Raw genomic sequence first — 11,586 nt, 5'->3', positions numbered from 1 at the left:
CCCTGTTCAGGAACAATTCCGAAGAATCCAGGTCAAACTGCGTGGAACGTTGTTGTTTCGCTGAAATCGGTTCACGTTCTATGGCATTATTCTGTTCATCGAAAGACATGATTCACTCCGAATTATTTTTACAACGTTACAAAATGTCTATGTCTAATGTGTTAACATACCGCTATTATAAAACATTCATTCTTCAAGCCAGCTATCGATCCGGGATCGGATTTGATCCCGGATCTGTTTTACCCTTATGATTTTTTCATCAAAAGTCCCTTCAAGCGCCGAGGGATCTTCAAAGCCCCAGTGCATTCGTTCTCCCTTTCCAGGAAAGACAGGGCATTGCTCTGCGGATGATTCATCACATACGGTGATTACATAATCAAATTTTACGCCGGCATCCAGAAATTCGTTAACCGATTTGGTCCGGTTTCCTGAAATATCAATACCATCCTGTTTCATTGCTTCAACAACTACAGCGTTAAGGTTTCCAGGCTCAAGACCAGCGCTGAACACCTCAAATTTTTTTGAACCTGCTTTTTTCAAATAAGCTTCTGCCATCTGACTTCTGGCCGAATTATGAATGCAAACAAATAAAACACTTTTTTTCATCTTGATATCCATTATAATATAAGTTTCCAAAAAATTATTGCCGGGACAGCGCCGGGAGAAATTGACAGAAATGCTTTATTTGAAAGCTTTTCAGTCATATATAAAAAAACACAAAATGGCGCGAGCCCAAATGGCTCTTTTAGACCCCCCAAACGAGATCAATAACCTGAGGCAAATATAAACTAATATTATAAGAATTGTATTAGCGAACTACCCTGCATATCTAAAAGTTGCTTTCTCATAATTTTTTATAAGAAAATCTGAGTAAGTTACACAGATCTTTCAAGCTTTGTTGTGGGGTATGCCTGGCAGTTGATATGTCAGGTCAGCCCATGGCTGTTATTGGAAGCCTTCAATGATCGGTAATTTCAAATATTTTAGAAAAAGGAATTAATTTACCATCGCGCCTCTCTTTGGGCGGTGGCTTTACGACTTTCTTTATGCCCGGGGTTCCCCTGTGTTTTTATAATTTTCCTTGAACAGGGCGTGCTTTTTCATCAATTTATGGAGCTGTCGGGTAGTGATACCGGCAGCTGCAGCTGTAGCATTTATTTTCCCATTGCATGTTGTTAAGAGCAGGTCCAGGTAATTATGTTCAATCCTGCCAAGTTCCATCTTCCTGACTTCTGAAAGGGTTAAATTATGATTAATAGTACCGGGCATAGGCTTAGGCGGATATGTAAACAGCTCCACCGGAAAATTTTGTGGCCTGAGGATGGATGTTTGTTCTAAAATATAGGCCCGTTCCAGGATGTTTTCCAGTTCCCTGATATTACCTGGCCATGAATAGGCTAAAAAAGCCTCAAGAACCTTGGGGTGCACCTCTGCAATATCCTTGGAATGAAAGGTGTTGAGTTTTGCCAGGAAAAGTTCCGCCAGTTGTGGGATATCCTCTTTTCTTTCCTTGAGAGGCGGCAGTTCCACAGGAAATACATTCAGGCGGTAATACAAGTCCGAACGAAAAAGCTTGTCATCGCGCAACTGCTTTAAATCAATATTGGTGGCGGCAATGATACGCACATCAGACTGAATATCCTCTTCTCCGCCCACCCGGTGAAAGACACCATCCTGGATGACCTGGAGCAGCTTGATTTGTGCCGGCGGGGTAATGGTGCCGATTTCATCCAGAAAAATGGTACCGTTTCTGGCAATCTCAAATTTACCCAGTTTACGCTTAATAGCACCTGTGAACGCGCCTTTTTCATGGCCGAACATTTCGCTTTCTACCAAGGTATCCGGAATCGCCCCGCAGTGGACCTCAATAAACCGCTCGTTTTTTCTTAAAGAAAGCCTGTGAATAAGTCGGGCCGTAAACCCTTTGCCGCTGCCGGTTTCACCGGTTAAAAGCACGGTACTCTTGGTGGCAGCCACAGCACGAATGTTTTCAAACACTGTTTTCATGGCCGCACTTTTGGTATGGAGCAGTTCAAACTCGTCCTCCTGCCAGACCTGCTCCCTGAGATAATCCAGTTCCGATTCCGCCCGGGTCTGTTCAATGATGCTGTTGATCACCAGCCGAAGCTCATCAGGCAGCAGGGGATAGGTCAGATAGGATGCCGCACCTTCATGAACAATTTTTACGGCCTCCGGCAGCAATTTGGGGGTGGCCATGACAATAATACTGATATTGGGACAGACCAAACTGATGGTTTGGAAAACCGCCTTGTAGTTGCTTTCGGCAGCAGCCTGCTGAAGGATTTCAATATCTACAAATACAAACTCGGGACGACTGCGGCGGAAAACCTGAAGAGCCGCACTCAATTGCCGGTTGGAATCAATATGATAAACAGATGACAGGTTGTCTTGGATGCCTTTTAAGGCATCTGCCTGCTTGAGGATAAAATGAAGTTTTTTCAAAAGCGTTGTTATGCCTTTATCTATTGTCACACTATTTCGGCCTGATATGTCCCCAACGCGACCGGCTAAAAAAGGAACTTTAAATTCTTATTAAAAAATCCCAGGGAAAAACGCAATGCTTTTTATATATTTGTAACCTCCCGGGTGATTGATGATAAGACTCCCATATTATGTTGAACGCTCTCTTAGAGAAAACCATCCAAGACTTGCCATAATGGCAACAGCTATTTATGATAAAGTATGTAAAATTTTTTGAAACTGATGGAATAGAAACTCTCGCATTGAGTATCAGATCCTGCATTGTTGTATTCGTTACTCTCCTTATGATAACGGCCGTCAGCCAGGCAGAAACCAACACTGGCGGCAAAGAGGCGATCCTCCTCGCCCATCCAAAACAGACGGGCATGGGTCAGCCTTTTCTTGTTCGGTTGACATCGGCCCAGGCCTTTGACAGGATTTCTGTCCGCTGGATGGATCGGGAATTTATACCGTCAGTCTCCGTGTGGAATGGACGTCATGTGGCGATTGCCATGTTGGGTACAGATATTCTTACCACCAAGCCAGGTCGCCAAAAACTTCTGATCCGGGCCTGGGCAGGAGAAAAAGAAACCGTCCGGCAACGGTGGATACTTATCGTTGCCAGAACATATCCCCGCCAGGAGCTGAACCTTCCGTCAAAGATGGTGACCCCTCCCACTGTTGAACTTGAGCGAATAAAAGCGGAAAGAAGACCATGGTAACGGTGTCATCTCCTTGTACTTTCATCTGAATAAATTCGACGTTATTCAGGGGGATATTGTAAACAAAGGACAGATTATCGGTCGATCCGGCTGTAGAGGCCGAGCCACGGGTCCTCACCTGCATCTGTCTATATCTGTGCAGGGCCAGTTTGTGGATCCGATGCCCATGTTCGAGAAGACAAGCGACCAATTGATCCGGTGAGACGCGTTTGGGAAAATGCGATTCGCGCTCTTTTTTTCTTCCGTCCTTTTTTTATGATTCATTCGTGATTATGTTTGGTGGAATGGACAGACAAGATACCAGAAAAAAAAGGAGAATCAATATGAAATACGTTTTTATCATAATCATCTCGCTGGTATCACTCATTTGGTTTTTCAGCTCTGAACTCTTTTCCCCAAACCCGGATATGGAGGTTAAAAAAATGAAAACAACTGAAAATCAGCACCTGGAACTGGTCACATTTGCCGGCGGATGTTTCTGGTGTACTGAAACAGACTTTGAAAAAGTGCCCGGTGTTATAAAAGTTACATCCGGATATACCGGCGGACATGACATGCAGCCGGAATATCATTCTGTGTCGTCCGGAACCACCGGCCACGCAGAAGCGATCCAGGTGCAGTTTGATCCTGAACAGGTCAGCTATGAACAGCTTTTAGATATTTTCTGGCGACATATCAATCCAACAGATGCCGATGGTCAGTTTGTAGATCGGGGCGACCAGTACCGCTCTGAAATTTTTTATCACACAGAGTCCCAGAAAGTAAAAGCCCTGGAATCCAAGAAGGCGCTGGACGCTTCAGGCGTTTTTCAAAAACCGGTTGTCACATCAATCACCCCGTTTAAAAATTTTTTCGCGGCTGAAGAATATCACCAGAATTACGCAAAAAAAAATCCCAGCCAGTACAAATTTTACCGACTGGGTTCCGGACGTGACCAGTTTCTGAAAAAAGCCTGGGGAAATCTGCCCGATTCTGCACCGGACCTACACAAAGTATCTACACTTCCAAAAACATCGGCATGGTCTAAACCAGAGGCACCCGATATCAAAAAAAAACTGACCCCGCTTCAATATAATGTTACCCAGAACGAGGGCACAGAACCCCCATTCAATAATGAATACTGGGATAACAAAAAAGAAGGCATCTACGTGGATATTGTATCCGGAGAGCCGCTTTTCAGCTCTCTGGACAAATTTGATTCCGGGACAGGTTGGCCAAGCTTTACCAGGCCTTTGGAATCGAACCATATTGTGGAAAAATCGGACCGGAGTTTATTTGTGACCCGAACCGAAGTCAGAAGCAAAAACGGCGACTCCCATCTCGGTCATGTTTTTGATGATGGTCCGGCGCCGACAGGTCTTCGATACTGTATTAACTCAGCGGCACTTCGCTTTATCCCGAAAGAAGACCTTGAAAAAGAAGGTTATACTCAATACACAAAGCTATTTGAACAATAATTCTATATGTCAGCCTTTTTTACAGATTGAAAAACCTATCGACAAACTTAAACTTAAACTTTCGCCGGGGCGCTGATAACAAAACAAATATCATCTTTAATTTCAATATATTAAATTTTTTTTAGCCCTGGTTTTTATCCGGCATCATAGTTGCTACATGTAGTTCCAGACAAGAGAACCTTTTTTTCAACAACCAACAAAGGGGAAAATCTTGAACAAATTAAAACAAAACAGACAGTGGCTGAAAAGAGCAATTTTTATTAATATGACTTTTTTCCCATGATCCCTTTTATTATTGTTGTGGGAGTCAGCTTCTACTTCTTTTCTTCAACCCTGGACAAATCCACCCAGGCCAACCCTTTATGGTGTTTTTTTACATGACACTGATCATGCTCGCCGCAGGGCTTATAAGCAAGCTGTTTTAAACAAAGGGTTATGGAGGACAGTCCGGTGAAAAGCCTTTCAGAACAAGTCTTTTCTCCTAAGGAGGATAATATGAATACACCAGGGGCACTTTCGGCATTAAAATTTTACAGCCAGGGTGTAATCCGGCTTCTCATCGAACCGGTCCTGTTTTTTGCAGATCTGCCTGCGGTCCACACCCTGGGCCGGGCCTTGGGGTTTACAGCCCTGTGTGCCGGATTTTATGCCGGTGCAGGACTTCTTACAGGTCCAGGCCCCCAATCTCCTTCGGTCATGGCATTGATCTATTTTATCAATGCGGCAGGCATGGTGCTCATCAGCTCCGTCACGGGCTTTTGCACCATGGTGATGATCAGCGGCGAAAGCCGGGGCTTTTCCCTGGTGTTCGGGCTTTATGCCTATGCGTCCGGGATCACCATGCTCATCTCATGGCTGCCCTTCATGCTCTGGTTTACGGAGCCGTGGAAATATTGGTTGGTTTATACGGGATTCAGACAAAGCTGCGGTCTGTCCAAAGCCCGGGCGATTAGCGTCCTGTTGATATCTGTGCCTGTCCAGTGGTGCCTGATTTATTCGGCCATAACAGCAGTCACAGGCCGTGTGTAAAAAAATTTAAATAGGAGCAATATAATATGAAACAACCCATAAACGTCTTAATGGTTGATAGCGTCCCATTCAGCTGGGACTGAACCCAATTTTACAAACAACTAAAATCAAAAGAAAAAAATTAGTTACTTAGAAGGGTAATCCGGGAACAGGATCTGTTTTTTCAAATGGGAAAACACCTGATTCCCCCAAGATTAAGGAGCAACCAATGACTGACATCAAAACCATCATGGCCTGCGTAGACCTGTCCGACTATTCGCCCATGACTCTGGGCTATACATTAGGCCTGGCACAACAGGGAGATATCAAGGTCACCATTTGTTCCGTTATTCCCCTAAGGGAGGTCACCCCGGTGTTCATGACAGGGACAATATACCACTGCAGGGAAGATACAACGGAATATCTGGAAGACCTCAAAGAAAACCGGAAAGCCGAAATTAATGCACTGATCAATAAACTGATCATGGAACGATGCCCGCAATTTTCAAGCAAAATAGATATTCGGGTCTCAACGGGACATCCTGCAGATGCAATTCTTGACATGATTGAACGCATCAACCCGGACCTTGTTGTCATGGCAAATAAGGGCCGGTCCAACCTGTCCAATTTCATGTTCGGCAGTGCTGCCGAATATGTGTTCCGTTACTGCACAGCCCCGTTGCTCAGCGTCAGGGACAAAAATGTTTTCAAACGCATGGCCTCAGGGAAGGCCACACCCGAAGCCGGAAAGATCCGCACGGTGATGGCGGCTGTAGACTTTTCGCCCTGGTCCCCGGATATTCTGGCCAAGGCCGGCTGGGTGGCAAAAATCAGTGGGGCGAAACTGCATGCATTCAACTGTATCAGCATCCAGGAGATCTCCTGGGTAAAGTCCCACTATATTCCTGAAAACGCATTTGACCTAGAACAATTTTTGCAAAAGGAAAAACAGCGGCGGCATGATCTTCTGGCCGACCAGATAAAGGCAGCCGGACTTGACAGGATTAAAGGCATAGATATTTCCATTGATTCGGGTGTACCTCACGAACAGATTCTTTCGACGTCACAGGATATCGGCGCAGACATCCTGGTTCTAGGCCCCAGGGGGCGCAGCCGTTCGGCCAGATTTACCCTGGGCAGCACCATAGAAAAAATTTTCCGCCACAGCCCGGTGCCGGTGCTTCGTCTAGGCCCGGATATCATCCATTAAACAAAGCACCCCCCGGGTTCGGGTCCAATCAACCGGCCCGGGGGTTTCCAAAGGAGGTCCTCATGTCTGACGAGAAAAGAATATTAGTTACCCTTGACGGCTCAAAACGTTCAAAAAGGACCGTTGACTATCTGTGCAGCTTCACCCCCTTTAAAACCAGGCAGGTGACCTTATTTAACATAACAACGCCCGTGCCCGAAGCCTATTATGACCTGAACCAAAATTCCTTCGGCAAGATTGCCGTCTCCCAGGTTAAAGCGTGGGAAATGGGCCAGAAAACCATAATGACCGAATTTCTCAAAGAAGCGCGCCAAAAAATGATAACTGCCGGTTATGTACCGGCAAATATCGAGGTCAAGCTTTCCAAGCAGGAGAAGGGGGTTGCCAGGGGCATTCTCAACGAAATCGGAAGTAATGAGTACCACACGCTTGTGATCCGCAGAAGAGGAAATGCAAACTCCATTATGGGCGTAACCATGGGTGGCGTTGCTGCCAAGCTGGTGGAAAAAGCAGATAAAATTCCTTTGATTATTGCCGGAACCCGTCAGATTCAGCACTATTTGTGCATCGCGGTTGACGGTTCCGCAGGATCCAAGCGCGCGATCCAGTATACGGCCGAAATAATGGGAAAAACAGACTGTCGTATTCTTCTATGCGCGATCATGCGCACCACTGTTACAGATTCAGTACCTGAAGGAAAGGACCCCTTTGTAGACATGTCGATTCAGGCCAAATGCAAACTCGAAAATGCCCTCACCGAGGCAAAAGAGAACCTCACCCAGGGAGGAATCCCGGACGACCGAATCGAAACCCGTCTTATCCAGGGGGCTGAAAGCCGGGCAGGCGCTCTACTGGAGACGGCCCGGGCGGCAAAGTGCGACACCATTGTCCTAGGCCGCAAGGGTGTGTCGGACGTTGAGGCTTTCGATTTGGGACGAATCCCCAGAAAAATTATTTACGCATCCAGAAAATTTACGATTTGGCTGATTCCATGATACAGGACGGGAGAATGGGTACGCAAAATTTATCCAGAATATTCAATCCCGGATCCATTGCCGTGATCGGTGGCGGTGAACAACAGAACCGGGTGGGTCATACCCTGATACGCAACCTCGTTGAGGGCGGGTTTAACGGAGCTGTCTATCCTGTCAATCCCGATCATGCCGAAATTATGAATCTGCCTGCCACAAAAAATGTCCGCGACATTGAAGGGATTGTGGACCTGGCTGTTGTGACGGCACCCATCAATCAGGTTCCCCAGATCATTGAGGCGTGCGCAGAGAAAGGGGCCGCAGGTGCTGTGATCATCAGTGGCGGAGGCAGGGAGACAGGAGACCAGGGGGCCAGGATAGAAATACAGATCAAGGCCGCGGCCGGGCAAAGCGGTATGCGCATCATCGGCCCCAACTGCATTGGGATCGCCCATCCCCCGTCGAACCTGAATGCATCCCATATGCCGGGCACCCCGGCCCAGGGACGAATTGCCTTTTTGTCCCAATCCGGATCCGTGTGCGCTTCGGTCATGGATCTGGCTGAAAAAGAAAATCTGGGCTTCAGCCATATCGTCAGTTTAGGATCCATGCTGGACGTTGATTTTGCCGACATGATCGATTATTTGGGCGAGGAACGGGGCGTGGACAGCATCATTATGTACATGGAAAACATGACCCGAATCCGAAGCTTTATGAGCGCAGCCCGGGCAGTTTCCCGAATCAAACCTATTATCTGCCTGAAATCCGGCCGGTCGGCCGCCGGTGCCTGGGCTGCCTCTTTTCATACAGGCGCACTTGCCGGAGAAGATGCAGTCTATGACATTGCCTTTCAACGGGCAGGTATCCTGCGGGTGGACACCTTTGAGCAATTGTTTGACTTTACCCGGATTCTGGCAAGACAGCAGCGCCCCACAGGCAGACGACTGGCCATTGTCACCAATGCCGGCGGTCCGGGGGTAATGGCGGTGGATGCCCTTTCATCCTTTGGTCTTGAGCCTGCGGTGCTGAGCATTCAAACCATTGAGGCCCTGGGGACATCCCTTGAAAAAGCATGGAGCAAAACCAACCCCATAGATGTCCTGGCAGATGCCTCCTGTGCCCAGATTGCCCGGGCCGTTACCATTGCAGCCCAGGCACCGGAGGTAGACGGCATCCTCATGATCCATTCACCAGTTGATCACGTTGCCCCGGCTGACATTGCCCAAATCCTGGCGAGCCGGATCTCTTCCTTGTCCTGTCCTGTATTTACGGTCTGGCTGGGCGGTGCAAGCATGGACAACGCCCGGCAGATTCTCAGGGAAAACGAAATACTGACCTATGACACCCCGGAAAAAGCAGTCAGCGCATTTGTGGGATTGTACAGGCACAGCCGCAATATCGACATGCTCAGCGAAATACCGGTCAGGCGCGACATCAAGCTGAAGATCAACCATGAGCAGGCCAGATCAACGATTGAATCCGATCTGAAAAACGACCGGTCCCTGTTAAGTGACGCTGATACAAAAACGGTCCTGGAGGCCTACGGCATACCCGTAAGCCCCAAAGAACCCGGTCTGACTGTGGTACCGGACTTTGAACTTTATGTCGGTGCCAAACTTGATGCTCAGTTCGGGCCGGTCATTAAATTCGGCCTGGGCGGTGCGATGTCTGAGGTCTACCAGGATACTGCACTGACTCTGCCGCCTTTAAATTCAGCCCTTGCTGCCCGGATCATCAGATCCACAAAAATAGCCAAAGCCTTAAAAGGACACTGTCAGTTCAAAGCCGTGGACCAGGATCTTGTGGAAACCCTTTTAATACGCGTAAGCCGTCTGGTCACCGATTTTCCACAGATCCGTGAACTGGAGATGAATCCTGTAGCGGTCACCCATGGGCAACTTCTGTCGATTAACGCCTGCATCCACCTGGCTGCTTCTCCGGTAGCAGCGCCGGATCACCTGATCATCAGTCCGTATCCGGCCTGGCAGGAACAGCTGTATACCACCCAGGAAAGCGAACAGGTGCTGATCCGTCCGGTAAAGCCCGAAGATGCCAAACCCATGCAGGACTTTTTTGAAAAACTGTCAATCCAAACCGTATATCTACGATTTTTCACACCGCTTAAACAATTGTCCAAACGCATGCTGATCCAACTGACCCAGATTGACTATGACCGGGAAGTTGCGCTGGTGGCTCTATTTCCCGCCCAATCCGGAGGGAAAATTATTGGAAGCGCCAGAATTATATTCACCGCCAGCGGCACGGAGGGTGAATTTGCCATCATGCTGGCGGATTCCTGGCAGGGCAAGGGGATCGGGGCAGCGCTTTTGAAATCCTGCCTGGCATTCTCCAAACGATACGGCTTGAAACGGGTATTCGGTGTGGTGCTGCGTGAAAACAGGCAGATGCTTCGCCTTGCCGACAAACTCGGATTTAAAAAAGCCAGCAGCCCGGCTTCAAACGAAATTGAACTCATTATTGACATCGAAAAGCTGGATCTTTACACACTGTAAAAAAGTGTGACATGTGACAGCCTTTTTGACCACCCGTCACTTTTTTTAAGTTCTCGTATCATTTCAAGACATTAACCCCTATTTTCATCACTTTTCTTCAGTTGGCATATATCTTGATATTCTTGTGTATAAAAACTTAAGCCGAACAAAACGGCCTCACAGGAGCCATAGATATTATGAACGAACCCATAGCTGACAGAAAAGCGTTTTATCAGGTACTGACCCGAAATATCAGAATCCGAATCCTGCTGGTTTCCATTATCCCCATGATGCTGACATTGAGCATTCTGTGCTGGCGGTTTCATGTGGCTTATTCTGAAAAGATCAGCGCTCATGTCGGTGAACTGGTCCTCAAGCACACCCAGAACATCGATACGTTTCTCAAAGAAAAACTGGGGAATATCCGCTACCTGGCCCGGCAGTTGTCCATAACCGAGCCGGAGGTGGCCCAGCAGTTTCTGACATCACAACTATCTGAACTGAATGATAAATACGGAGATGTATTTACGGATTTGGGCCTTGTGGATTCAGATGGTGTTCAGTTTGCCTACGAAGGGCCTTTCCGCCTTGTCAATGCCGATTACAGCGAGGCGACCTGGTTTTTAAATGCCATAGAGAGCCCCTATTATATTTCCGATGTATTTGCAGGGCTTCGCGGCCATCCCCATTTTATCCTGGCAGTCAAACTGTCAGCCCAGGGGCGCACGTATATATTAAGATCCACCATTAATGTTACAACGTTTAACAGTTTGGTGGAAAACGTCCAGATCGGCAGGACAGGTACGGCCGTCATTGTCAATGGAAAGGGAGAGCTCCAGACCCGCCCCCGCTCGGGAACCATGGAAATCGTTCCTTCATTTATTGCGGATCCAACCATCTTCAACGGCAAGCAAACACGCATTCTCAAGCATAAAAATGACAAGGGCAAAACCTACCTGTATGCCCTGGCCCTGTTTAAGACAGTGGACTGGCTCATGGTGTTCCGCCAGGATACCGGGGATGCATTAAGGGATATGTGGAAAGCCCAAGAACTCACCCTCATCATATTCATGCTCGGATGTGCCGCCATAGTGTCAGTTTCTTTTACACTCTCCAGAAACCTTGTCAAACGTATCGCAAAAGCAGACCAGGATAATCAAGCCATGAACCAGCAGGTGGTGGAAAGCGGCAAACTGGCCATCATTGGCGAACTTGCGGCAGGCATTGCCCATGAAATCAACAACC

At 47.6% G+C, this 11,586-nt stretch carries 10 protein-coding genes; 8 read left to right on the top strand and 2 right to left on the bottom strand.

Annotated features, from left to right (window positions below; translation table 11 throughout):
- Positions 1 to 186 precede the first annotated feature (186 nt).
- Both B3D59_RS08290 and B3D59_RS08285 read right to left on the bottom strand, forming a co-directional pair.
- Entirely contained in the window at positions 187 to 606 is a 420-nt protein-coding gene (locus tag B3D59_RS08290) for an arsenate reductase ArsC (protein ID WP_286818918.1), read from the bottom strand.
- 438 nt (positions 607 to 1,044) lie between these two features.
- Entirely contained in the window at positions 1,045 to 2,493 is a 1,449-nt protein-coding gene (locus tag B3D59_RS08285; protein ID WP_286818917.1) for a sigma-54 dependent transcriptional regulator, read from the bottom strand.
- Positions 2,494 to 2,693: 200 nt separating this feature from the next.
- Between B3D59_RS08285 and B3D59_RS08280 the strand changes: the two genes are divergently transcribed.
- The 8 genes from B3D59_RS08280 to B3D59_RS08250 form a co-directional block, all read left to right on the top strand.
- On the top strand, positions 2,694 to 3,203 hold the full coding sequence (locus tag B3D59_RS08280; RefSeq protein WP_286818916.1) for a hypothetical protein: 510 nt from the start codon (positions 2,694 to 2,696) through the stop codon (positions 3,201 to 3,203).
- 13 nt (positions 3,204 to 3,216) lie between these two features.
- A complete protein-coding gene (locus tag B3D59_RS18465; RefSeq protein ID WP_414646526.1) occupies positions 3,217 to 3,405 on the top strand; it encodes a M23 family metallopeptidase in 189 nt (62 codons plus the stop codon).
- A gap of 220 nt (positions 3,406 to 3,625) precedes the next feature.
- On the top strand, positions 3,626 to 4,660 hold the full coding sequence (gene msrB, locus B3D59_RS08275) for a peptide-methionine (R)-S-oxide reductase MsrB (protein ID WP_349676879.1): 1,035 nt from the start codon (positions 3,626 to 3,628) through the stop codon (positions 4,658 to 4,660).
- 495 nt (positions 4,661 to 5,155) lie between these two features.
- Positions 5,156 to 5,689 carry a hypothetical protein gene (locus tag B3D59_RS08270; RefSeq protein ID WP_286818914.1) on the top strand — a complete coding sequence of 178 codons (534 nt, stop codon included), beginning with the start codon at positions 5,156 to 5,158 and terminating at the stop codon, positions 5,687 to 5,689.
- Positions 5,690 to 5,897: 208 nt separating this feature from the next.
- Positions 5,898 to 6,878: a universal stress protein gene (locus B3D59_RS08265; RefSeq protein ID WP_286818913.1), complete on the top strand. Its 981-nt coding sequence runs from the start codon at positions 5,898 to 5,900 to the stop codon at positions 6,876 to 6,878.
- 62 nt (positions 6,879 to 6,940) lie between these two features.
- Positions 6,941 to 7,873: a universal stress protein gene (locus tag B3D59_RS08260; protein WP_286818912.1), complete on the top strand. Its 933-nt coding sequence runs from the start codon at positions 6,941 to 6,943 to the stop codon at positions 7,871 to 7,873.
- Positions 7,874 to 7,887: 14 nt separating this feature from the next.
- Entirely contained in the window at positions 7,888 to 10,362 is a 2,475-nt protein-coding gene (locus B3D59_RS08255) for a bifunctional acetate--CoA ligase family protein/GNAT family N-acetyltransferase (protein ID WP_286818911.1), read from the top strand.
- Between the two features lie 176 nt (positions 10,363 to 10,538).
- On the top strand, positions 10,539 to 11,586 hold a 1,048-nt coding region (locus tag B3D59_RS08250), incomplete at its 3' end, for a cache domain-containing protein (RefSeq protein ID WP_286818909.1).

The organism is Desulfobacter sp. UBA2225 (genome assembly GCF_002348205.1).
Taxonomy (GTDB): domain Bacteria; phylum Desulfobacterota; class Desulfobacteria; order Desulfobacterales; family Desulfobacteraceae; genus Desulfobacter; species Desulfobacter postgatei.
Note: the sequence above shows the minus strand (reverse complement) of the source record. Positions and strands in the feature narration are given on the sequence as shown.